Genomic DNA, 24711 nt, shown 5'->3' on the forward strand with positions numbered 1-24711 from the left:
GCTCCGTCAGCGCCATCTGCTCCCGCTGGTCCCTGGATACCTTGTGGACCCTGGATACCCTGTGGGCCAGTTGCTCCGTCTGCTCCTCTTAAATCAGTAGTAGAAAAACCAAGACCGTCATCCGAGGTAAAGGTCACCACTCCTGTTGTATTGTCATAGCTACCGCCTGTGAAGCCCAAGCCATCGGTCCCATTGGTTCCGTCTGCTCCATCGGCTCCTGCTGGACCTTGAATACCTTGCGGTCCCTGTGGGCCTGTTGCTCCATCCGCTCCTCTCAAATCGGTAGTGGAAAAACCAAGACCATCATCCGAGGTAAAGGTCACAACGCCTGTTGTATTGTCATAGTTCCCGCCTGTGAAGCCCAAACCATCGGTTCCATTGGTTCCATCTGCACCGTCAGCTCCGTCAGCTCCCGCTGGACCTTGGATACCTTGTGGACCCTGAATACCCTGTGGACCAGTTGCTCCCCTTAAGTCAGTTGTAGAAAAACCAAGACCATCATCCGAGGTAAAGGTCACAACGCCAGTTGTATTGTCATAGCTTCCACCAGTGAAGCCTAATCCATCAGATCCATTTGTTCCGTCTGCTCCTGCTGGACCTTGAATACCTTGCGGTCCCTGTGGACCTGTTGCTCCATCTACTCCATCTACTCCATCTGCCCCATCGGCACCATCCGCTCCTGCTGGTCCCTGGATACCTTGTGGTCCCTGTGGGCCTGTTGCGCCGTCCGCTCCTCTCAAATCAGTGGTGGAAAATCCAAGACCATCATCCGAGGTAAAGGTCACAACGCCTGTTGTATTGTCATAGCTCCCGCCTGTGAAGCCCAAACCATCGGTCCCATTGGTTCCGTCTGCTCCATCAGCACCATCTGCTCCGTCAGCTCCTGCTGGTCCTTGTGGACCTGCTGGACCTTGTGGGCCAGTAGCCCCTGCCGCTGCAATATCTGATATTGGAATTGATACGGTATTATTATCCGAATCGGTAAGCACTAGGTTTAACCCAACTACCTCCATTCGACTATTTATGGTATTGGTATCAGCATGGGTCAATTCCCATGAGTCTCCATCCCAGAAAAATAGTGTGCCCGAATCGGTATTGATATAAATATCACCTAAATCGGCTCCAGAAGGTGAAGTGGCACCTGCGGTGGTAACTTCAGTTCCTTTTAGAACTTCACAATTACATTGATCTTGAAGGGTAACGGTAGTTTGGGAAAAAGCAATTCCTGTAAACAATAGAAATAATAGGGCAAGTATGCACTTCTTCATGAGGTTACTGTTTGTTGAGGGTCGTATCTGCTGAATTTTTGTAATCATTAATTATTGAAAACTTGGAAATCCATGTAATTCGGAGTACTCCTAAATTTCAATACGCTACAAAATTACCCTAGACATTAGGGGAAGAAAATAATTGTTGTAAAGGGGCATATTCCGACTGTATAGCTATCTTTTTTTGAGGTAAGCTTTTTACAATCTTTAGGATTTTGTTAAGACAGTTCGTCGATTAGACCACTTATAATGTTGAATAACATAGGTTATTTCCTACAAAAAATTCTATTGAATTTGGGATAAATCATAAAAAAAGCGGTCTCTATTGGACCGCTTTTTTTATTCTAAAGTTTGTAATCTATTATTCAAAAATGATAAACTCGGATCGTCTGTTCAATTGATGTTGGTCTTCCGAACAAGGTACACCATTCGCGCACTCATTAACCAATCTGGTTTCACCAAATCCTTCACCTTGAAGTCTATCTCGTGAAATACCTTTTGAAATCATATAATCTACAGTTGATTCTGCTCTTTTTTGTGATAACCAAAGGTTATAAGCATCAATACCTCGACTATCGGTATGCGAGTTCACCTTAATTTTTAAACTTGGGTATTTTTCCATCGCGACGATTACTTTCTGAATTTCAATCTCTGCGTCTGGTCGTATGTTGTATTTGTTCAAATCGAAATAAATGGTACTTAGCTGTAATAATTTCGCCAAATCATCACCAAATCCTCCAGTGACCACATCCCTCTCTAGATAAAAGTCTATTATTCGAGGCTTGCCATCGGATTTACTAATGTATTCTTCGGCAGGAACATAACCATCACGAGATGCTCTTACGAAATTACCTTTGGAACAATCCAACATTAACATATAGTTTCCATTGGAGTCGGTAATGGTTGATGAAACTTCTTGATTTTCTTCATCAATGACCTTCACAGTTGCTCCTGCCAAAACTTCATTTGAAATTCTATCACGAACGGTTCCTGTTACTTCTTGAATGCAATCCAATACCAATGGCTCATTCTCTACAAAACTGTAGATGTCATCTCCACCTAAACCTCCATCTCTATTGGATGAGAAATAGCCTGTTTTGTCTTCAGGATTAAAAATATAGGAAAAATCATCCTTTGGTCCGTTGACTGGCCGACCTACATTTACAACTGGCTGGCTATAATCGTTATAGGCAATTTTAGTTGCAAAAATATCAAGTCCGCCCAGTCCTTGGTGCCCATCGGAAGAAAAGAACAATACTCCGTCTTGTGTGATAAAAGGAAAGGTTTCCCTGCCAACGGTATTGATATTGCTCCCTAAATTTTCAATGGGTCCGTAAGTACCGTCACCTATAATATCGGTCATAAAAATGTCGGATTGGCCTAAACTTCCAGGCATATCGGAAACAAAATAAAGTTTCTTTTCATCTGGACTCAACACTGGATGTGCCACCGAGTAAGCATCACTATTAAAAGGGAGTTCGGTAATATTGGTCCAAACACCATCTACATTTTCCGCACTATAAATTTTTAAGCGAATGATTCCTGCCTCGTCCTTTTTCTTTTTACCGTCCAAAATATTGTTACGCGTAAAATACATTATGGTGCCATCTTTAGTAACCACTGATGTAGATTCGTGTAGACGTGTATTCACATCCCCTGGCAATTTTACCACTTTGTTATTGGAGGCGCTATCCGCATTTACTTTGTAAAGGTCCAAGAAATCGCTTGCATTCCAAGTGTGTCTGTATCTTGCGAAATTTCCTGTATCCCTGTCGGAGGCGAAAATCAATCCTTTTTCATAATAGGCTGCAGCGAAATCGGAATATTTACTATTGTAAGGAAAAGATTTAAGAGTGTACCTGCCTGAATTTTCCTCGATTTTGGCCATGTAATCGGCATCGAAATTTTCAGAAACGGCAGTGATCTCTTTGAAATCCTGCATCAATCTGGCAGATTCATCATAATTTCCGATAGACTTTAAACTTTGGGCATATTTAAAGATGTCTTCAACTTCCATTTCATCTGGAAAGGTCTCTTCCAACTTTTTGAAGATATCCGCAGCTTCTTGGTATTTTGCATTGAAGTAATACGAATTACCTAATTTCTTTAAAAGATCTGCTGAAACATATCCCTTGTCCAATACTTTCTTATAAATATCAATGGCTGGACTAAATGAATATTCATTGTAGTTTTCATCTGCTCGATCTAATACCCTAGTGACTTGTCTACTTGGGAGACTGTCTTGTTGTGCAACCAATTGGGTGGTAGCTCCAAAAACCATGATCAATAAGAAAAGTACTCTCTTTAGCATCATCAATGGGTTTTAAAAGAATCTTGGTGATATGGTTCTTTGGAATGATTTCAACAATTCCAAACGCAAAAACACTTCGAATGAACCATCGTTAAACTGGGTACCTCCCAATTCTGTTGTTTCTCGATCGTAGGCAAGCCCCACCATCAATTGTTCTGTCAATTGAAATCCAACCAATCCACTCAATGCGGCATCCCAGCGATAGGCGGCCCCAAAACTAAATTTCTCAGCAAACAGGAAACTAGCAGATACATCTACTTGCAATGGTGCTCCACTCACAGCTTTGGTCAATAAAGCTGGTTTAAATTGCAAATCAGCTCCAATATCGAACACATATCCTGTAATGAAATAGAAATTCATGCGTTCTGCGGACAAGAAATTTACATCGCCTTCCGTATTGTCATTATCAAAATAATCAGCTTCCAATACATTGGGCAACGATACTCCTGCATAGAATTTATCGGTATGATAATATACCCCTAAACCAAAGTTTGGCGTGAATTTATTATCAATATTGTCTTGGTTTACCACCTCTTGGTCAAAGTTTCGAAGTCCGTTAAAATCAAGGCTCAACATATTCCCCCCTGCCTTTAATCCAAAAGATAACTTGGCATCCATGGAAACATCGATGGTATAGGACACCATTGCATCCAAATAGGTTTCTTGAACCACTCCATCTCCGATATTATCGTTCACAATCGAGATTCCATATCCCAACCTACTGTTACGAATTGGGGAATGAAGGTTTATTGTAAAGGTTTCGGGGGCTCCATCCAAACCTACCCACTGTGATCGATACAATGCAGCCAAACTCAATTGCCCTCTAGAACCTGCATAAGCAGGATTTACAGTCATGGTGTTGTACATATATTGCGTATACTGGGCATCCTGCTGAGCTAAAAGCTGGTTGGATACGATTCCAATTAACAACAATAATGGGATTATAATCTTTTTTCTTACCATTTGATCAATAGGTTATCTACTTATATAGATGTATTCGGAATCGGTGAAACTGCCTTCATCCGTTTCGTAATTAAAAATATAAAAATACACTCCTGCTGGCAGGTATTGGTTTACTCCAATCGAGGACCTACCTCTGGAGCGGCCATCGAACACATTGTTTATGTTGTCGTAATTTTTCCCTTCATAAACTGCCACACCCCATCTGTTGAAAATGCGAAGCGTACTATTTCTGATTTTATCAACACCACGAATGAACAGGAAGTCATTTTTCAAATCTCCATTTGGGGTCAATATTTGGTTTACCTCAATTTTTGAACCTTCCTCATTATTTTCCTCATCAATTATAACGGTTACTGTCGCCGTATCGCAATTGTCCACATTGGCAATCTCGCAAATTGTGTATTCAATGGTATAAGTTCCTGGTGGAATGCCTTCTTCAATGGTCACACTTCCATTTTCGTTAATGGTTAAAATGCCATCTGAAGTAGATGTCAATATTACGGTTTCCAAAGTAGCAGGTTCATCATTCAAGGTATCATTAAGCAATACGTTACTGCCATCAATGGTGATATCGTCACTTTCTACGGTGTATGAATCATCAACTGCGTCAATGACGTTTCCTCCCATTCCTTCTTCCACTGTTACGGTTACTGTCGCAGTATCACAATTGTCCACATTGGCAATCTCACAAATGGTATAATCAATGGTGTAGGTTCCAGGGACAGTTCCAGTTGCCACAGTTATACTTCCATCTTCGTTGATTGTTAGAGCATCTGTTGGGGTTGATGATAAAATCACGTTTTCCAAACTTACGGGCTCACCATTCAAGGTATCGTTGGACAATACATCGCTTTCTGCAATATCTCCTTCTCCGTTTGAAACGTATGAATCTTCCACAGCATCAATAACGTTTCCTCCCATTCCTTCTTCTACTGTTACGGTAACTGTCGCGGTATCACAATTGTCCACATTGGCAATCTCACAAATGGTATAATCGATGGTGTATGATCCAGGGACAGTTCCAGTTGCCACAGTTATACTTCCATCTTCATTAATGGTTAGGGCATCTGTCGGCGTTGATGATAAAATCACGTTCTCCAAACTTACGGGCTCACCATTCAAGGTATCGTTTGACAATACATCGCTTTCTGCAATATCTCCTTCAACTGAAACATAGGAATCGTTAACTGCATCGATGAGGTTTGAACCAACTTCAATAGACACTTTTGCCGAGGCACACACATTAGGATCCTCATTAACGTTACATACTTGATAAATTATGGTTACTGTTGAATTTGATTCTACCAGTGTTGGTGTGTAGTTTAGCATTCCTGTTTCGGCATCCAAAATCAATGTACCCATTGCATCTCCTCCAATTCTGGATATATTGGTCACACCAAGATTGGCAGCATCATTGTTAGGCAAATAATCATCATTTTCCAAAATATTGATGGCGACCTCGGTAAGTGCAGGAGTAGAACCTGAGTCATCCCTTGCAGTTGCATTCAATGGGTCTGGATCATTTCCGTTTGGATTCCCGTCTCCGTCACAATCCAAGTTGTTCCATTCTTCCGAAGGTTCCAAAGTGACACTTTCTGGATTGTAATCACAAGGATCTAATGGATTGGTACCATCTGAAACTTCATCTTCATTGGTTACTCCATCGCCGTCACAGTCACTAGTGTTCCAAGTGGATGAAGTATCAACTGTTTGACTTTCCAAATTAAAATCACAGGCATCATTTGGATCCGTGCCATCTTCTTCTTCATCTCCATTGGTCACACCATCACCATCGCAATCGGCTTCCAAATAATCACCACTTTGCGGTAATGTTATACTTTCTGGATTATAATCACAGGGATCAAAAGGATCAGTCCCATCTGTTTCTTCATCTTGGTTAGTAACCCCATCACCATCACAATCCCCATTTAGGTATTCCTCACTTTGCGGTTCGGTTACATGTTCTTTTATGTAATCGCAATAGTCCAAGGGATCGGTTTCATCCTCTTCCTCAACATCATCGGGCACTCCATCACCATCCGTATCGGTTTCATCTGTTGGATCTAAATAATCTGGGGTTCCATCTCCATCGGTATCGTCATTAGTTGGATCACCATCACCGTCAGCATCTTCATCAGGAGTAGGTATGCCATCTCCATCATCATCGGTATCTCTATAATTCACATCACCTTCTTCGTCTCTATCGGGCAAATCTGTGGCAGGATTCTCAATTTCATCATTTACATCGAATCCATCATTTACATCACTTCCTTCGTAACCATCATCCAATCCATCTCCATCGGTATCAATTCCTGTAAATGTCCAATCTGGAATCCCATCAAAGTTAAAGTCATTCCCTTCGTTATTGTCCGGCACCCAATCATTATCTGAATCATCATCCAAATAATCCGGTGTACCATCATCATCTGTATCTTCTACGGAAAGGCCTACAGTTTCTCCACTTTCATAGGCATCATCCACTCCATTTTCGTTTGAATCCTGTCCAGAAGGAGGAATATACTCGAATGTAGGCTGCGCTTCCACATTATCAGGAATGCCATCATTATCACTGTCAATATCCAATCGGTCTGGATAACCATCCATATCACTATCCACATCGACACTAAAATTTGTAGTCTGCGGGTTATTAAAGTTATCCAAGCATGTGAATTGAATTCCAGCTTGTCGAGCCACATTGGTAGTGAAATTATTGTCGACATCGGCCTTAATTCCAAATCTAAAGACGAAAGAATCGATGTTTATAAATTCAACAGCAACATTGACTGCAGGAACTTGATTGGAAATACCATCATATTCCTTAGAGCCCCCATTTACAAGAAATCCACCAGTTGTATTCTGAACAGTAATCTCATTGTTTTCATCTAATGTAAAACTGGCTGGGGTATTGAATCTATTGTATTCTTGATATTCATTATTACCATCTACATCCAAAAAGTTAGCACTCAATTCCTCTAAAATTACTGGAATGTTTGTACCAACTTCAACAAATGAGATTCTAAAATCTACATAAGGTCTTCTATCGGTTGAAGTTGTAGTAAAATAAATTTCAGGTTTAAAAAATTCTGGATCAGTTGCATTTTGATCTAAATATAGAATTTCGCCATTATCCACTTTTTCAATGGTCACCAAAGCATCCAAATCGTTGGTCACTTGATTATAACGATATACTGCACCTTCAGAAAGTGCAATTCCATATTCCAAAACAGGTTCGCTGCCAAAGTTTAATTTAGGAACGGTAGTACAATCAAAATCTTCACTAATAACACTCGATTCATTTTGATCTAGAATACCATCATTATCAGAATCCATATCCAAATAATCAGGTATTCCATCAGAATCAGTATCAACAGGAGTTATTCCTTCACCTGCTCCAGGGTAGGATTCGTAGGCGTCGTCCAAACCATTTCCATCGGAATCAATACCAGATGGCAGTTGAAATGTATTATGAAATTGAGCTTCGTAATTGTCCAACAATCCATCACCATCAGAATCTGGGTCTAAATAATTTGGGATACCATCTCCGTCACTATCCAAAGTATAGCCTTCGACAACATCTAAAATACCATCGTTGTCATCATCAATATCTATGTGGTCAGGTATACCATCGCCATCTGTGTCCGTATCCAATGAAGTACTATTAGGAAGGGATTCAACAATTGCACCTCTAGAATCAATAGCAGATACAACCGTAGGGTATATGGGAAATCCTAAAAGTAGAACAAGCACTATAATGCCCTTCCTGAAATTCAAGAAAGTAATTTTTTCCATAAATGATAAGTTTTGGTCAACTAATCACCATGGCTACAGTAGAATTCAAACGTGTAAGAAATTGGGGCTCCTTATTGTTTTTATCTCTCTTTATTGGAAACCTAAGTACTCCAATTGGTCACATAGTTACATGATTTGACCTGCACCACCTATTTTAATCGATAAAAAGCGATTTCAACAACCCCATCTACTACATCTAACTATTTCACCAACAGATGAGAAGGCCATTCCCAAAGAGAATCATAAAAACGGGCGGAAAATACTCTACTTTTTCCAACCAGTGAATTACTTGGAGGTAATTTTATCCAATGATATTAACAATAGTCAATCCTGTCTAAAATGACAGGGAAAACATTTAATTCCCTTATTTTTGCCGAAATTTTTGTTGATGGAATTTGTAAAGGAAATAGCGAGACGAAGAACTTTTGGAATTATCTCTCACCCCGATGCCGGGAAAACCACTTTGACCGAAAAATTGCTTTTGTTTGGTGGTGCCATCCAAGAAGCGGGAGCCGTAAAGAGCAATAAAATCAAGAAATCGGCTACGAGTGACTTTATGGAGATTGAGCGCCAAAGGGGAATCTCTGTTGCTACTTCTGTTTTGGCCTTTATTTACAAAGACAAAAAAATCAACATTCTGGATACTCCTGGCCACAAGGACTTTGCGGAAGATACTTTTAGAACCCTAACAGCTGTTGACAGTGTAATTGTGGTTATCGACGTTGCAAAAGGTGTAGAAGAGCAAACGGAAAAATTGGTGGAAGTATGTCGAATGCGAAACATTCCAATGATCGTTTTCATCAATAAATTGGACCGCGAAGGTAAAGATGCCTTTGATCTTTTGGATGAAGTAGAACAAAAATTGGGCTTAAAGGTTACTCCACTAAGTTTTCCAATTGGGATGGGATATGATTTTAAAGGAATCTATAACATCTATGAGAAGAACATCAATCTGTTTAGTGGGAGCAGCAAGAAAAACATCGAGGAAACTATTGCTTTCGACAATTTAGATAGCCCCGAATTGGAGAAAATTATTGGTGCCGAAGCTGCGGATGAATTGCGTGATAATCTTGAGTTGACGGAAGGGGTTTACCCTGCTTTTGACAAAGAGGCTTACTTAAAAGGAGAACAACAACCCGTATTTTTTGGTTCGGCTTTGAACAATTTCGGGGTACGTGAACTTTTGGATTGTTTTATAAATATTGCACCTGCACCTCGACCTAAAAAGGCCGAAGAGCGATTAGTGAATGCCAATGAAAAAGAATTTTCTGGGTTTGTGTTCAAGATTCATGCGAATATGGATCCAAAACATAGAGACCGTTTGGCTTTTATCAAGGTGGTTTCTGGAACGTTTGAGCGTAATACGCCTTACCTGCATGTACGACAGAATAAAAAATTAAAATTCTCCAGTCCAAATGCTTTTTTTGCTGAGAAAAAAGAGATTGTGGATATTTCATACCCTGGTGATATTGTCGGGCTTCACGATACTGGAAACTTTAAGATCGGGGATACCTTAACCAGCGGAGAAGAGTTGCATTACAAAGGAATTCCTAGTTTTTCACCAGAACATTTCCGCTACATCAACAATGCGGACCCCATGAAAGCCAAGCAATTGTATAAAGGTATAGACCAACTTATGGACGAAGGGGTTGCCCAGTTGTTTACCTTGGAATTAAACGGTAGAAAAGTAATTGGAACCGTTGGAGCACTTCAGTACGAGGTTATCCAATATCGTTTGGAACACGAATATGGCGCTAAATGTACCTACGAAAACTTCCCTGTGCATAAAGCGTGTTGGGTGGAGCCAAAGGATGAAAAAAATGAAGAATTCCAAGAATTCAAACGGGTGAAACAGAAGTTTTTGGCTACTGATAAAAAGGGTCAATTGGTGTTTTTAGCGGACTCTCCTTTCTCATTGCAAATGACCCAACAAAAATACCCTACTGTAAAATTGCACTACACATCAGAATTTGAATAAACCCTTTTAGAACTTAACCCCAAAGGCAAAGAATACCGTACCATAGCCAAAGTTCAACTTGGTTTTTTCGAGTTCTGCCAACTCATTTTCACTATCATTCACTGGAAATGGACCATGTTCAGTTGGCAACGTTAGCAAATAAGAAATTCCAATATTACCATAGGTAACACGGCGATTCCAAAAATATATTAAGGCCGTCCCCTTTAATCCAGCAGTAATTTTATCGTCAATAATCTTATTGGATTCTTTATAATCCATAAACTCAACAGCATAAACTTGATTCAACATTAACGTTGGCCCTACACTAAATTTCGTCAACCTTGGACCAAATTGATAAAATACACCCAGTGCATAATTCCTAAATCCAAGTTCTATTCGATGTCCTTGACCAGTAGAACCTGCAACTTCGCCCAACTCAGCATACGTAAATGAGAATTCAATATCCTTACTGTTAGATCCCATCAAAATATAGGATAAAGAAAATTCACCCCTAGGACCCGATTTTACTGGATAAGAAATTGGACCAAACCACCCACCATTTGAATAATAATCAAAATTGTTGTTTTCTAAATGTGTAACCATTTTAGACATTGGACCTCCAAAAGTAATCCCAACGGAGGCTCCCAGTGCATGCTTTGTGTCCTTTTCTTGTGCATACATAAATTCACCCAATAGGAGATACACCAAACTAATTATTAGATATTTCACATTCCATTTCATAATTCTGGATTTTGTTTTTGTGAAACTACTTTAGATTAATAGGTACCTAGTCCCGAATTATCCAAAACAAATAAATCAGGACAACCTAATATGCAACATATCAAATTTGAGCTTTAATATGCTAATTTTTAGTACATTGTATATAACAACCATTTAAACAGACTATTATAACAACTAAAGTAAAACCACCTACCTGGTTCTGGGTAGTAAGCGTAATCGCCCTATTATGGAATTTAATGGGAGTTGTGAACTACCTAAATCAAGCTTTTAACCAAGTAGCCATTGCGGAAACTTTGGATCAAGCACAACGAGAAGTTTTTGAAGGCATTCCAGCTTGGGCCACCGCAGCATTTGCTATTGCGGTTTTTTCGGGCACCATCGCCTGTATTGGTCTTTTGATGAAGAAAAAATGGGCCAAAACCCTATTTATTATCTCATTTGTTACGGCAGCAGCACAATTTATCCATTGGTTATTTATTTCAAATGCGGTTGAGGCCTATGGGTCTACCTCTTATATTATGCCAGCTTTTGTATTGGTGATAGGGTTGTACCTTATTTCTTTTTCTAAAAAAGGAATTCAGAAAGGTTGGTTAGGCTGATATTAAGCACCTAAAAAAAAGCCCTAATCATTAGATTAGGGCTTTTTTTATGCTTCTCCCGTGGGTCCAAAATTCAATGGAATTGGAGGTTGCTCATAATCTTTTATTGGACCGTGGGCTTTTTCAAAACGAGTTACGTTATCGTTCAACGCTTTTAAAAACTTCTTAGCATGCTGTGGCGTTAAAATAATTCGGCTCTTCACCTTTGCTTTGGGAGCACCAGGCATCAAGCTGATAAAATCTACCACAAATTCTGAAACTGAATGGTTGATAATGGCCAAGTTGGAATAAGTCCCTTCTGCCATTTTTTCATCCAACTCAATGTTGATTTGTTTTTGTTTCTGGTTTTCGTCTGCCATAAACTATAAAAAAGAAAACCCTGACCTAAAGGCCAGGGTTTGTTAGTATTTAGAATTTGAATTCCTCTTTTCGGGCCATGATTTCATCGTACTCCTCTTTGGAACCTACAATGATACTGTCATAATCCCTCATACCGGTACCGGCTGGAATCTTATGTCCTACAATTACATTCTCCTTCAAACCTTCCAAAGAATCAACCTTACCGTTTACAGCGGCTTCGTTCAATACTTTGGTTGTTTCCTGGAACGATGCAGCAGATATAAAGGACTTCGTTTGTAGCGAAGCTCTTGTAATACCCTGCAAAATCGGTGTAGCTGTCGCAGCAACTGCATCCCTAGCGGAAACTAAAGTTTTGTCCTCTCTTCTCAAGATAGAGTTTTCATCCCTTAGTTCACGTACGGTTATAATCTGACCTGGCTTCAATCTTTCAGAATCACCGGCATCCTCAACAACTTTCTTACCGAAAATTTCATCATTCTCGTTGATAAAGTCGTCTTTGTGCGCCAATTGGTTCTCCAAGAAGATGGTATCTCCTGGATCTTGGATTCTTACTTTACGCATCATCTGTCTTACCACAACCTCGAAGTGCTTATCGTTGATTTTCACCCCTTGTAAACGATATACTTCCTGTACTTCATTCACCAAGTATTGCTGTACTGCAGATGGTCCTTTAATGGCCAAGATATCTTCTGGAGTAATTGATCCATCAGACAACGGCATACCGGCACGTACGTAGTCGTTCTCCTGAACCAAAATCTGGTTGGAAAGTTTTACCAAGTACTTTTTCACCTCTTCCGTCTTGGATTCGATGATGATCTCACGGTTACCACGTTTGATCTTACCAAATGATACTACACCATCAATTTCTGATACAACTGCTGGGTTAGATGGGTTACGGGCTTCGAACAACTCGGTTACCCTTGGAAGACCACCGGTAATATCCCCTGCCTTGGCAGACTTACGTGGTATTTTCACCAAGATTTTACCTTCTTTGATTTTCTCACCATCATCTATCATAAGGTGTGAACCTACTGGCAAGTTGTATGAACGCAAAGTTTCTCCTTTTCCGTCCTTGATCAACAAGGTTGGGATTAACTTCTTGTTTCTGGATTCAGAAATTACTTTTTCTTGGAAACCGGTTTGTTCATCGATTTCAACTTGGTAAGTAACCCCTTGCTCAATATTCTCGTATGCAATCTGTCCTGTAAACTCAGAAACGATAACACCGTTATATGGATCCCACTGACAAATTGTATCGCCTTTGGAAATTTTGGCACCATCTTTCACAAACAATTGAGAACCGTAAGGAATGTTGTTGGTACTTAAAGTGATTCCTGTTTTGGCATCGATGATCTTAATTTCAGATGTTCTGGAAATTACGATATCTGTTTTACCTCCTTCAGCATTTTCACCTTCAACAACTCTAAGATCTTCAATCTCAGCAACACCATCAAATTTGGCTTCTAGTTTGTTATCTTCAGAGATGTTACCTGCAATACCACCCACGTGGAAGGTACGTAGCGTTAACTGTGTACCAGGTTCTCCAATGGATTGTGCAGCAACAACACCTACAGCTTCACCTCGTTGAACCATTTTATTGGTCGCCAAGTTTCTACCGTAACATTTAGCACAGATTCCTTGAGGTGCCTCACAGGTCAATGGAGACCTTACTTCGATTTTCTCGATTGGAGCGGCTTCTACCCTTTTCACATCGGCCTCGGTAATATCTTGGCCAGCTTTAAGGATCAATTCCTCTGTTAATGGGTTGTATACATCATGTAGAGATACCCTTCCAAGGATTCTTTCTCCAAGGGTCTCAACAATCTCTTCGTTTTTCTTCAATGCCTCAACCTCGATACCTCTTAATGTCTCACAATCTTCAATATTGATGATCACATCTTGAGATACATCTACCAAACGACGAGTTAAGTATCCTGCATCTGCAGTTTTCAAAGCGGTATCCGCAAGACCTTTACGCGCACCGTGAGTAGAGATAAAGTATTCCAAAATCGATAGACCTTCCTTAAAGTTGGAAAGAATCGGGTTTTCGATAATTTCACCACCACCAGCGGTAGATTTTTTAGGCTTGGCCATCAAACCACGCATACCGGTCAACTGACGAATCTGCTCTTTGGAACCCCTCGCACCAGAATCCAACATCATATATACGGAGTTGAATCCTTGTTTGTCCTCACGAATTCGCTTCATCGCCAATTCAGTCAACATAGCATTGGTAGAAGTCCAAACATCAATAACCTGGTTATATCGTTCATTGTTGGTGATAAGACCCATGTTATAGTTCATCATAATACCATCTACCTGCTCATTGGCTTCACCGATCATTTCCAATTTTTCGGCTGGGATGATAATATCTCCCAAACTGAAGGACAATCCACCTTTAAAGGCGAAATCATATCCCATGGCCTTGATCTTATCCAAGAATTCAGCAGTGGTAGGCACATCGGTAACGGCAAGAATATCCCCAATAATATTTCTTAGGGCTTTCTTGTTCAATACTTGGTTGATGAATCCTGCTTGTTCTGGCACTTCTTGGTTGAACAATACACGACCTACAGTGGTTTCAATAATTTGATTGACCAATTCTCCATCTTCATTGAAGTCTTTGGTTCTTACCTTGATTCCAGCGTTCAAGTTTACTTTCTTCTCATTGAAAGCAATCTCAACTTCTTCTGGAGAGTAGAACGTTAATCCTTCACCCAATACAGGCTCTTCCGGAGTAGATTTCTTATGCTTGGTCATATAGTATAGACCCAAAACCATATCTTGGGAAGGTACGGTAATCGGAGAACCGTTTGCTGGGTTAAGGATGTTTTGTGAAGCCAACATCAATAATTGCGCTTCCAAAATTGCCTCTGGCCCCAATGGCAAGTGAACTGCCATCTGATCCCCATCAAAATCCGCGTTAAATGCGGTACATGCCAATGGGTGCAAACGAATCGCCTTACCTTCGATAAGTTTAGGCTGGAACGCTTGAATACCCAAACGGTGCAATGTGGGGGCACGGTTCAACAATACTGGGTGCCCTTTAAGGACATTTTCTAGGATATCCCATACAACAGGCTCCTTTTTGTCGATAATCTTCTTGGCAGATTTAACGGTCTTTACAATACCTCTTTCAATCAACTTACGGATGATGAACGGCTTGTATAGCTCGGCTGCCATATCTTTAGGAAGACCACATTCGTACAATTTCAATTCCGGTCCAACAACAATTACAGAACGAGCAGAATAATCCACACGTTTACCCAAAAGGTTTTGACGGAAACGACCTTGCTTACCTTTCAAGGAATCAGAAAGGGATTTTAATGGTCTGTTAGATTCTGTTTTTACCGCAGATGCTTTTCTTGTGTTATCGAAAAGGGAATCCACAGCCTCTTGAAGCATACGTTTTTCGTTTCTCAAGATCACCTCTGGTGCCTTGATCTCCATCAAACGCTTCAAACGGTTGTTACGGATAATTACTCTACGGTACAGATCGTTCAAATCGGAAGTTGCGAAACGACCACCATCCAATGGCACCAACGGACGCAATTCTGGTGGAATCACCGGAATCACCTTCATGATCATCCATTCTGGGTTGTTCTCGCGGTTTCCTTGAGACTCACGCAAAGCTTCCACAACTTGAAGACGCTTCAAGGCTTCAGTTTTACGTTGTTTTGAAGTTTCTGTATTTGCTTTGTGACGTAGTTCGTAAGACAATTGCTCCAAATCGATTCTGGACAAAATATCGATCAAACATTCGGCACCCATTTTGGCGATGAACTTGTTAGGGTCCGTATCTTCCAAATATTGGTTTTCACTTGGAAGGGTTTCCAAAATGTTCAAATACTCTTCTTCGGTCAAGAAATCCATTTTGTGGATCTCTTCACCTTCTGGACCTTTTGCAATACCTGGTTGGATAACCACATACCTTTCGTAGTAAATGATCATATCCAACTTTTTGGAAGGCAATCCCAAAAGGTATCCTATTTTGTTTGGTAACGAACGGAAGTACCAGATGTGCGCCACGGGAACCACCAAGTTGATGTGTCCCACACGGTCTCTACGTACTTTTTTCTCTGTTACTTCAACACCACAACGGTCACAAACGATACCACGGTAACGGATACGCTTATATTTACCACAGGCACATTCGTAATCCTTTACAGGACCAAAAATACGCTCGCAGAACAATCCATCACGCTCAGGCTTGTGCGTTCTATAGTTTATGGTTTCAGGCTTCAAAACCTCTCCACGGGACTCAGCCAAGATAGACTCTGGAGAAGCCAATCCGATGGAAATTTTATTGAACCTTTTTTGTGCGTTGTTATCTTTAATTCTAGCCATAATAATATGGTGGTGATATAATTAATGTATAGTGTTCTATTCTTCCAATCTAATATCCAAGCCCAAACCTTTAAGTTCGTGCATCAATACGTTGAAAGATTCTGGTAATCCAGGTTCTGGCATTGTTTCGCCTTTCACGATGGATTCATAGGTCTTAGCCCTACCGATAACATCATCGGACTTCACAGTCAAAATTTCCCTTAGGGTAGATGAAGCACCGTAAGCTTCCAATGCCCATACTTCCATTTCTCCAAAACGCTGACCACCAAACTGGGCTTTACCACCCAATGGTTGCTGCGTGATCAATGAGTATGGTCCAATAGATCTTGCGTGCATCTTATCGTCTACCATGTGACCTAGTTTCAACATGTAGATTACACCTACTGTTGCACGTTGGTCGAAACGCTGACCAGTTCCACCGTCGTAAAGGTAGGTATGTCCAAATCTTGGTACACCTGCTTTATCGGTCAATGCATTGATCTCGTCCAAAGTAGCACCATCAAAAATTGGAGTTCCATATTTCTGACCCAATTTAAGACCTGCCCAACCAAGAACAGTTTCATAAATCTGACCAATGTTCATCCTTGAAGGTACACCAAGTGGGTTCAATACGATATCCACTGGGGTTCCATCTTCCAAAAACGGCATATCTTCTTGACGTACGATACGGGCCACAATACCTTTGTTACCGTGACGACCTGCCATCTTATCACCTACTTTAAGTTTACGTTTTTTAGCAATGTAAACTTTAGCCAACTTCATGATACCTGCAGGAAGTTCATCTCCAACAGAGATGGTAAACTTATCTCTTCTCAAGTTACCTTGAATGTCGTTCAACTTGATTTTGTAGTTGTGCAACAAATCAGCTACCAAGTGATTGGTATCTTCATCAGTTGTCCAGCTTCCACCTACCAAGTGAGCAAAATCATCAACGGCGTTCAACATTTTGATGGTGTATTTCTTTCCTTTTGGAAGTACTTCTTCACCCAAATCGTTCATTACACCTTGAGATGTTTTACCATTGATCAATCCGAACAATTTCTCGATCAATACATCTTTCAATTGTTGGAACTTCACTTCGTAGTCCATCTCCAATCTTGAGATAGCCTCTTTATCTTCGGAACGTTTTCTCTTATCTTTAATAGAACGAGAGAACAATTTCTTATCGATAACCACACCTCTCAAAGATGGTGACGCTTTCAATGAAGCATCTTTCACATCTCCTGCTTTATCACCAAAGATGGCACGCAATAGCTTTTCTTCAGGTGTTGGATCAGACTCTCCTTTTGGAGTAATCTTACCGATCAAAATGTCACCAGGTTTTACTTCTGCACCAATACGGATCATACCGTACTCGTCCAAATCTTTGGTTGCTTCTTCAGATACGTTAGGAATATCGTTGGTCAACTCTTCAGCTCCCAATTTGGTATCCCTTACTTCCAATGCGTACTCGTCAATGTGGATAGAGGTAAAGATATCTTCACGCACCACTTTTTCGGAGATTACGATTGCATCCTCGAAGTTGTATCCTTTCCAAGGCATAAAGGCCACTTTCATGTTTCTACCCAAGGCCAATTCACCTTTTTCTGTAGCGTAACCTTCACAAAGTACCTGTCCTTTTTTCACCTTGTCACCTTTTCTAACGATAGGTTTCAAGTTGATGGAGGTTCCTTGGTTTGTTTTTCTAAACTTCACCAATGTGTACGTTTTGGAGTCTTCTTCAAAGCTCACCAAACGCTCTTCCTCGGTTCTGTCGTATTTAATGGTAATTTTCTGAGAATCTACATACTCAACAACTCCATTTCCTTCAGCATTGATCAATACTCTAGAATCGGTAGCAACTTGTCTTTCAAGACCAGTACCAACGATTGGAGAATCAGGACGCAATAATGGTACGGCCTGACGCATCATGTTTGATCCCATCAGTGCACGGTTCGCATCATCGTGCTCCAAGAAAGGAATCAAGGATGCAGAGATGGATGCAATCTGGTTAGGAGCAACGTCAGTATATTGGATTTCAGCTGGATCAACCACTGGGAAATCACCTTCTTCCCTTGCAATTACCTTATCTGTATCAATTTCACCATCATCCTTTAATGGGATGTTGGCCTGGGCAATCTTCATTCCCTCTTCTTCCTCTGCACTAAGGTAGATATGGTTTTTCGTATCTACTTTTCCATCTTCAACTTTGCGGTAAGGGGTTTCCAAGAAGCCCATGCTGTTCACTTTTGCAAATACAGAAAGTGAAGAGATCAAACCAATGTTCGGTCCTTCAGGTGTCTCAATCGGACACAATCTTCCGTAGTGGGTATAGTGAACGTCACGCACCTCGAAACCTGCTCTTTCACGGGAAAGACCACCTGGCCCAAGTGCGGATAATCTTCTTTTGTGTGTAATCTCTGCCAATGGGTTGGTCTGATCCATGAACTGAGACAACTGGTTGGTACCAAAGAAAGAGTTGATCACGGAAGACAAAGTCTTGGCGTTGATCAAATCAATCGGAGTAAACACTTCATTGTCACGAACGTTCATACGCTCACGGATGGTACGAGCCATACGCGCTAAACCTACACCAAATTGAGAGGACAATTGCTCACCAACGGTTCTTACACGACGGTTGGACAAGTGATCGATATCATCAATCTCCGCTTTGGAGTTGATCAACTCAATCAAATACTTGATAATGGTAATGATATCTTCCTTGGTCAAAACTTGTTTGTCCATTCCAATATCCAAGCCCAATTTCTTGTTCATTCTATAACGACCTACTTCACCTAAGTTGTAACGTTGGTCGGAGAAGAACAATTTATCGATAATACCACGCGCAGTTTCTTCATCTGGCGGCTCGGCATTACGCAATTGTCTATAAATGTGTTCTACCGCTTCTTTTTCAGAGTTGGTAGGATCTTTTTGTAAGGTATTGTGGATAATGGCATAATCCGACTGCGCATTGTTTTCTTTGTGAAGCAAGATTGTCTTCACATCGGCATCAATGATCTCATCGATATGCTCTTTTTCCAAAATTGTATCACGGTCCAAAACGATTTCGTTACGCTCGATGGATACCACTTCACCTGTATCTTCATCCACGAAATCCTCATGCCAAGTGTTCAAAACCCTTGCAGCCAATTTACGGCCCAATACTTTTTTAAGTCCAGCTTTGGAAACTTTGATTTCTTCTGAAAGGTCGAAGATTTCCAAAATATCTTTATCCCTTTCGAAGCCAATGGCACGGAACAAAGTGGTTACTGGTAATTTTTTCTTCCTATCAATGTAGGCATACATTACCGAGTTGATGTCGGTAGCGAATTCAATCCAAGAACCTTTGAAAGGTATAACTCTGGCTGAATATAATTTTGTACCGTTAGCGTGGAAAGATTGCCCAAAGAACACACCTGGTGATCTGTGCAACTGAGAAACCACAACTCTTTCAGCTCCATTGATTACGAATGTTCCACTTGGGGTCATGTAAGGAATGGTTCCCAAATACACATCTTGAACGATGGTTTCGAAATCTTCGTGCTCTGGATCGGTACAGTATAATTTAAGACGCGCCTTTAAAGGTACGCTATAGGTAAGTCCACGCTCTATACATTCTTGGATGGAATATCTTGGTGGATCTATAAAGTAATCCAAAAATTCCAGTACAAACTGGTTTCTGGTGTCAGTGATTGGAAAATTCTCCATGAAGGTGTTGTAGAGACCTTCGTTCCCTCTTTCGTCAGATTTAGTTTCTAATTGGAAGAAATCCTGAAACGATTTAATCTGAATGTCCAAGAAATCCGGGTATTCCGGTATGTTCTTAGCCGATGCGAAATTAACTCTTTCAATAGTGTTTGTGAACATCTATGGACAAATTTTGAACGTGAATACTTTGTGGGTTTGTGTATGACTTTATACACTCCTTATTTAAATAGGCTAAGGTCTAACCAATAACTGGGTAGACCTTAACCAAATTTTTATGGGAAAAGCTATTACTTAAGCTCAACTTCAGCTCCTGCTTCTTCCAAAGATTTTTTGATACCTTCTGCTTCGTCTTTAGAAACAGCTTCCTTAACAGCTTTAGGTGCGCTATCAACGATATCTTTAGCCTCTTTAAGACCAAGACCTGTCAATTCTTTTACCAATTTAACAACTGCCAATTTAGAACCACCGGCAGCGGTAAGGATTACATCAAATTCTGATTTTTCTTCAGCAGCCTCACCACCATCTGCGGCTCCACCACCAGCGGCAACAGCTACTGCAGCAGCTGCAGGCTCAATACCGTATTCTTCTTTCAATATGTCGGCCAACTCATTTACCTCTTTTACTGTAAGGTTTACCAACTGTTCTGCAAAATCTTTTAAATCTGCCATTTTTCTATCGTTTAATAAAAATTTTTAAAAATATACTTAGTTTATTGTGCGCGAATTATTCTTTCTCAGAAAGGGTTTTAAGAATACCAGCTAATTTACCACCACCTGATTTAAGACCAGAAATAACATTCTTGGCCGGTGATTGCAACAATCCGATAATATCTCCGATAACCTCTTCTTTAGACTTGATGTTAACAAGTGCGTCAAGGTTTTCGTCCCCGATGTAAACAGCTTCTTCAATAAAAGCTCCTTTCAATACAGGTCTTTCTGATTTTTTTCTAAAGTTCTTGATAAGTTTCGCAGGTGCGTTTCCTGTTTCGGACAACATCATAGATGTATTGCCTTTCAAAACCTCAGGAAGTTCACCAAATTCCTTATCAGAAGCTTCCATTGCCTTTGCAAGCAATGTGTTCTTTACTACCGCAAGTTTAATGTTTGCCTTAAAACACGCTCTTCTTAAGTTAGAGGTATCCACGGCATTCAATCCAGATATATCCGCCAAATAAATATTTGGGGTTTCGGCCAACTGTGCAGTCAAGTCTTCTATTACTGTTGCTTTTTCTTCTCTTGTCATAGTTATAAAATTGAACTACCAGTTAGATTAAACTGCTTTTGGATCTAATTGAACACTAGGACTCATGGTACTAGACAAATAGATACTCTTCATGTAAACACCTTTTGCAGCGGATGGTTTCATTTTTACCAAAGTCTCGATAAGCTCTTTAGCGTTTCCTGCGATTTTATCAGCAGAAAATGAAGCTTTTCCGATTGCAGCGTGTACAATACCTGTTTTGTCAACTTTAAAGTCGATTTTACCAGCTTTAACATCAGATACTGCTTTTGCAACATCCATAGTTACTGTACCGGTTTTTGGATTGGGCATTAAACCTCTTGGACCCAAAATTCTACCTAATGGACCTAGTTTACCCATAACGCTTGGCATGGTGATGATTACATCAACATCAGTCCAACCGCCTTTAATTTTATCCAAATATTCATCTAAACCAACAAAGTCTGCACCAGCTTCTTTAGCTTCTGCTTCTTTGTCTGGAGTCACCAATGCTAAAACTTTAACGTCTTTACCTGTTCCGTGAGGAAGTGTAACAACGCCACGCACCATTTGATTTGCTTTTCTTGGATCTACACCCAAACGAACAGCGATATCAATGGAAGCATCAAATTTTACGTTGGTAATTTCTTTTACTAAAGCGGATGCCTCATCCAAAGAATACAATTTATTCTTGTCTATTTTGGATTGGGCCTCTTTTTGCTTTTTAGTCAATCTTGCCATTTCTTAATTGCTTTAAGATTTTAAAAGGGTCTTTGTCCAGCGATTTTCAATCCCATTGATCTTGCAGTACCCGCAACCATACTCATTGCAGATTCTACGGTAAAGGCATTTAAATCAACCATTTTTTCTTCGGCGATTACCTTTACTTGATCCCATGTTACTGATCCATTTTTTACCCTGTTAGGTTCGCCAGATCCTTTTTTAATCTTAGCCGCTTCCATCAATTGAACTGCCGCAGGTGGTGTCTTTACAACAAACTCGAAAGATTTGTCTTTGTAAACGGTGATAACAACAGGTAATACTTTACCTGGCTTGTCCTGTGTACGAGCATTAAACTGCTTACAGAACTCCATGATGTTAACACCAGCAGCACCTAAGGCGGGTCCAACCGGTGGCGATGGGTTCGCTGCACCTCCCCTAACTTGTAATTTAACTACCTTATCTACTTCTTTTGCCATTGTTTCTAATTAAATTTAAAGTTGTGTCAATTGGAAGCAACACAGCTTTATATATGTAACAGCTCTTGTTATACTTTTTCTACTTGCATATAGCTCAATTCCAACGGTGTTTTTCTTCCAAAGATCTTCACCATCACCTCAAGCTTACGCTTTTCTTCATTGATTTTTTCAACAGTTCCATTGAATCCATTGAAAGGTCCATCAATTACCTTAACCGTTTCTCCCAACACAAAAGGAATGGCCACGTTGTCTGTATTGACAGCCAACTCGTCCACTTTCCCCAACATACGGTTTACCTCCGATTTTCTTAAAGGTACGGGGTCACCACCTTTTACTTCACCTAAAAATCCAATTACATTGGTAATGGAACGGATAATGTGCACCATTTCACCACCTAAATTGGCTTTGATCATAATATAACCTGGAAAGTAAACTCTCTCTTTGTTGATTTTCTTTCCATTTCTAATCTGCACTACCTTTTCGGTAGGCACAAGTACTTCTTCAAGGTAATCACCAAAGCCAGCTCTCTCAACTTCGCTTTCAATATAGCCCTTGATCTTGTTCTCCTGACCACTGACCGCTCTTACTACATACCATTTCTTCTCTAGTACCTCAGACATACGATCGATCTTTATCCTATTATTTTATCAAAATACAATGTGATCAACTTACTGAACAAAGAATCGACACCCCAAGTTGCCAATGCAAACAGAATGGAGAACACAGCTACAATTATCATAAGGTTTGACGCTTTTGAACGCTCCAACCATGTTACATTGTTCTTTAGTTCTTCTAATGATTCCTTTATATAAGTGACCATAATTTCTTGTATTTAGCTTGCACGGGAGGAGAGACTTCCCTCGACTACGCTCGGGATAAACTTCTTGTCTCACTTCACTATGCCACGATTTTCCTTTTGCACGGGAGGAGAGACTCGAACTCCCGACACCTGGTTTTGGAGACCAGTGCTCTACCAACTGAGCTACACCCGTTTATAATTACACTGAAAGGTATCCCGAGAAATCCGGGACACCCTTTAGTGTACTATTTATTGTAAAATGATTAATCTAAAATCTCAGTAACCTGACCAGCACCTACTGTTCTACCACCTTCACGGATAGCGAATCGTAGACCTACGCTCAATGCGATTGGCTGAATCAAATCAACAGTGATTGTCAAGTTATCACCAGGCATTACCATTTCAACTCCTTCAGGAAGGTTGATGTTACCTGTCACGTCAGTTGTACGAACGTAGAACTGTGGACGGTAGTTGTTGTGGAATGGAGTGTGACGACCACCTTCTTCTTTTTTAAGGATATAAACCTCAGCTTTGAATTTAGCGTGTGGCTTAACAGAACCTGGCTTACAGATTACCATACCTCTTTTGATGTCGGATTTTTCAATACCTCTCAACAAAAGACCTACGTTATCACCAGCTTCACCTCTATCAAGAATTTTACGGAACATCTCAACACCAGTGATAGTAGAAGTCAATTTCTCAGCTCCCATACCGATGATTTCAACAGGGTCACCTGTGTTGGCAACACCAGTTTCGATACGTCCTGTAGCTACAGTACCACGACCAGTAATTGTGAATACATCTTCGATTGGCATCAAGAAGTCTTTATCAACATCTCTAGCAGGAAGTTCGATCCAGTTATCAACTGCATCCATCAATTCCATTACAGTGTCAACCCATTTTTGTTCTCCGTTCAAAGCACCAAGTGCAGAACCAGAGATTACAGGACCATTGTCACCATCATACTCGTAGAAAGAAAGCAACTCTCTTACTTCCATTTCAACAAGCTCCAAAAGCTCTTCATCATCCACCATGTCAACTTTGTTCAAGAAAACAACGATACGTGGAATACCTACCTGACGCCCCAATAGGATGTGCTCACGAGTTTGTGGCATTGGACCATCAGTTGCAGCAACAACCAAGATAGCACCGTCCATCTGAGCAGCACCAGTAACCATGTTCTTTACGTAATCCGCGTGACCAGGACAGTCAACGTGAGCGTAGTGACGGTTAGCAGTTTGATACTCAACGTGAGAAGTGTTGATAGTAATACCTCTCTCTTTCTCCTCAGGAGCGTTATCAATGGAGTCAAAGCTTCTAAGCTCAGACAATCCAGCGTTTGCCAATACCGTTGTGATAGCAGCGGTCAATGTGGTTTTACCGTGATCTACGTGTCCAATGGTACCAATATTTAAGTGGGGTTTGGAACGATCAAAAGTTTCCTTTGCCATTTTAAAATGATTTAATTCTTAG

General features: G+C 40.5%; 17 protein-coding genes and 1 tRNA gene. 2 read left to right on the plus strand and 16 right to left on the minus strand.

Annotated features, from left to right (window positions below; genetic code table 11):
• The 4 genes from BLQ18_RS15795 to BLQ18_RS15810 all read right to left on the minus strand — a co-directional run.
• Positions 1-1268: collagen-like domain-containing protein (locus BLQ18_RS15795; protein ID WP_175443792.1), on the minus strand; the 1268-nt coding region annotated here is incomplete at its 3' end.
• 361 nt (positions 1269-1629) lie between these two features.
• Entirely contained in the window at positions 1630-3579 is a 1950-nt protein-coding gene (locus BLQ18_RS15800) for an OmpA family protein (protein WP_090299020.1), read from the minus strand.
• A gap of 12 nt (positions 3580-3591) precedes the next feature.
• Positions 3592-4542: a PorP/SprF family type IX secretion system membrane protein gene (locus BLQ18_RS15805; protein ID WP_090299025.1), complete on the minus strand. Its 951-nt coding sequence runs from the start codon at positions 4540-4542 to the stop codon at positions 3592-3594.
• Positions 4543-4554: 12 nt separating this feature from the next.
• Positions 4555-8331 carry a T9SS type B sorting domain-containing protein gene (locus BLQ18_RS15810; protein ID WP_090299028.1) on the minus strand — a complete coding sequence of 1259 codons (3777 nt, stop codon included), beginning with the start codon at positions 8329-8331 and terminating at the stop codon, positions 4555-4557.
• Between the two features lie 388 nt (positions 8332-8719).
• Here BLQ18_RS15810 and BLQ18_RS15815 point away from each other — a divergent pair, with 388 nt between their 5' ends.
• Positions 8720-10309 carry a peptide chain release factor 3 gene (locus BLQ18_RS15815; RefSeq protein ID WP_090299032.1) on the plus strand — a complete coding sequence of 530 codons (1590 nt, stop codon included), beginning with the start codon at positions 8720-8722 and terminating at the stop codon, positions 10307-10309.
• A gap of 6 nt (positions 10310-10315) precedes the next feature.
• Here the strand turns inward: BLQ18_RS15815 and BLQ18_RS15820 are convergent, their stop codons facing one another.
• Positions 10316-11029 carry a hypothetical protein gene (locus BLQ18_RS15820; protein ID WP_090500111.1) on the minus strand — a complete coding sequence of 238 codons (714 nt, stop codon included), beginning with the start codon at positions 11027-11029 and terminating at the stop codon, positions 10316-10318.
• A gap of 236 nt (positions 11030-11265) precedes the next feature.
• On the opposite strand from BLQ18_RS15820, the gene BLQ18_RS15825 reads away from it, so the two are divergent.
• Positions 11266-11628, plus strand: a complete 363-nt coding sequence (locus BLQ18_RS15825) for a hypothetical protein (protein WP_245668167.1) — start codon at positions 11266-11268, stop codon at positions 11626-11628.
• A gap of 47 nt (positions 11629-11675) precedes the next feature.
• Here the strand turns inward: BLQ18_RS15825 and BLQ18_RS15830 are convergent, their stop codons facing one another.
• From BLQ18_RS15830 to tuf, 11 genes are all read right to left on the minus strand, one after another.
• On the minus strand, positions 11676-11987 hold the full coding sequence (locus tag BLQ18_RS15830; protein ID WP_090299042.1) for a DUF3467 domain-containing protein: 312 nt from the start codon (positions 11985-11987) through the stop codon (positions 11676-11678).
• A 49-nt stretch (positions 11988-12036) separates the two neighbouring features.
• Entirely contained in the window at positions 12037-16335 is a 4299-nt protein-coding gene (rpoC, locus tag BLQ18_RS15835; RefSeq protein ID WP_090299045.1) for a DNA-directed RNA polymerase subunit beta', read from the minus strand.
• Between the two features lie 36 nt (positions 16336-16371).
• Complete coding sequence (gene rpoB, locus BLQ18_RS15840) at positions 16372-20181, minus strand: DNA-directed RNA polymerase subunit beta (protein ID WP_090299048.1); 3810 nt, start codon at positions 20179-20181, stop codon at positions 16372-16374.
• Between the two features lie 128 nt (positions 20182-20309).
• Positions 20310-20690, minus strand: a complete 381-nt coding sequence (gene rplL, locus BLQ18_RS15845; RefSeq protein ID WP_090299050.1) for a 50S ribosomal protein L7/L12 — start codon at positions 20688-20690, stop codon at positions 20310-20312.
• Between the two features lie 55 nt (positions 20691-20745).
• A complete protein-coding gene (rplJ, locus tag BLQ18_RS15850; protein WP_090299052.1) occupies positions 20746-21264 on the minus strand; it encodes a 50S ribosomal protein L10 in 519 nt (172 codons plus the stop codon).
• A 27-nt stretch (positions 21265-21291) separates the two neighbouring features.
• Entirely contained in the window at positions 21292-21981 is a 690-nt protein-coding gene (gene rplA, locus BLQ18_RS15855) for a 50S ribosomal protein L1 (RefSeq protein WP_090299055.1), read from the minus strand.
• A gap of 20 nt (positions 21982-22001) precedes the next feature.
• The gene (gene rplK / locus BLQ18_RS15860) at positions 22002-22439 is read right to left on the minus strand and encodes a 50S ribosomal protein L11 (protein WP_090299059.1); all 438 of its coding nucleotides are present in this window, start codon (positions 22437-22439) and stop codon (positions 22002-22004) included.
• Positions 22440-22507: 68 nt separating this feature from the next.
• Positions 22508-23059 (minus strand): transcription termination/antitermination protein NusG, encoded by a 552-nt coding sequence (nusG, locus tag BLQ18_RS15865; protein WP_036383134.1) that lies wholly within the window; start codon positions 23057-23059, stop codon positions 22508-22510.
• An 11-nt stretch (positions 23060-23070) separates the two neighbouring features.
• A complete protein-coding gene (gene secE, locus BLQ18_RS15870; RefSeq protein WP_090299063.1) occupies positions 23071-23259 on the minus strand; it encodes a preprotein translocase subunit SecE in 189 nt (62 codons plus the stop codon).
• A 99-nt stretch (positions 23260-23358) separates the two neighbouring features.
• Positions 23359-23431, minus strand: a tRNA-Trp gene (locus BLQ18_RS15875).
• 70 nt (positions 23432-23501) lie between these two features.
• Entirely contained in the window at positions 23502-24689 is a 1188-nt protein-coding gene (gene tuf / locus BLQ18_RS15880; RefSeq protein ID WP_090299067.1) for an elongation factor Tu, read from the minus strand.
• Positions 24690-24711: the final 22 nt, after the last annotated feature.

It is taken from the genome of Flagellimonas zhangzhouensis (assembly GCF_900102925.1).
Classification (GTDB): domain Bacteria; phylum Bacteroidota; class Bacteroidia; order Flavobacteriales; family Flavobacteriaceae; genus Flagellimonas; species Flagellimonas zhangzhouensis.

Excerpts from the sequence above, each read along its gene's own strand:
- BLQ18_RS15800 (WP_090299020.1), bottom strand. The coding sequence starts at position 3,579 with ATGCTAAAGAGAGTACTTTTCTTATTGATCATGGTTTTTGGAGCTACC.
- BLQ18_RS15805 (WP_090299025.1), bottom strand. The coding sequence starts at position 4,542 with ATGGTAAGAAAAAAGATTATAATCCCATTATTGTTGTTAATTGGAATC.
- BLQ18_RS15810 (WP_090299028.1), bottom strand. The coding sequence starts at position 8,331 with ATGGAAAAAATTACTTTCTTGAATTTCAGGAAGGGCATTATAGTGCTT.
- BLQ18_RS15815 (WP_090299032.1), top strand. The coding sequence starts at position 8,720 with ATGGAATTTGTAAAGGAAATAGCGAGACGAAGAACTTTTGGAATTATC.
- BLQ18_RS15820 (WP_090500111.1), bottom strand. The coding sequence starts at position 11,029 with ATGAAATGGAATGTGAAATATCTAATAATTAGTTTGGTGTATCTCCTA.
- BLQ18_RS15825 (WP_245668167.1), top strand. The coding sequence starts at position 11,266 with ATGGGAGTTGTGAACTACCTAAATCAAGCTTTTAACCAAGTAGCCATT.
- BLQ18_RS15830 (WP_090299042.1), bottom strand. The coding sequence starts at position 11,987 with ATGGCAGACGAAAACCAGAAACAAAAACAAATCAACATTGAGTTGGAT.
- rpoC (WP_090299045.1), bottom strand. The coding sequence starts at position 16,335 with ATGGCTAGAATTAAAGATAACAACGCACAAAAAAGGTTCAATAAAATT.
- rpoB (WP_090299048.1), bottom strand. The coding sequence starts at position 20,181 with ATGTTCACAAACACTATTGAAAGAGTTAATTTCGCATCGGCTAAGAAC.
- rplL (WP_090299050.1), bottom strand. The coding sequence starts at position 20,690 with ATGGCAGATTTAAAAGATTTTGCAGAACAGTTGGTAAACCTTACAGTA.
- rplJ (WP_090299052.1), bottom strand. The coding sequence starts at position 21,264 with ATGACAAGAGAAGAAAAAGCAACAGTAATAGAAGACTTGACTGCACAG.
- rplA (WP_090299055.1), bottom strand. The coding sequence starts at position 21,981 with ATGGCAAGATTGACTAAAAAGCAAAAAGAGGCCCAATCCAAAATAGAC.
- rplK (WP_090299059.1), bottom strand. The coding sequence starts at position 22,439 with ATGGCAAAAGAAGTAGATAAGGTAGTTAAATTACAAGTTAGGGGAGGT.
- nusG (WP_036383134.1), bottom strand. The coding sequence starts at position 23,059 with ATGTCTGAGGTACTAGAGAAGAAATGGTATGTAGTAAGAGCGGTCAGT.
- secE (WP_090299063.1), bottom strand. The coding sequence starts at position 23,259 with ATGGTCACTTATATAAAGGAATCATTAGAAGAACTAAAGAACAATGTA.
- tuf (WP_090299067.1), bottom strand. The coding sequence starts at position 24,689 with ATGGCAAAGGAAACTTTTGATCGTTCCAAACCCCACTTAAATATTGGT.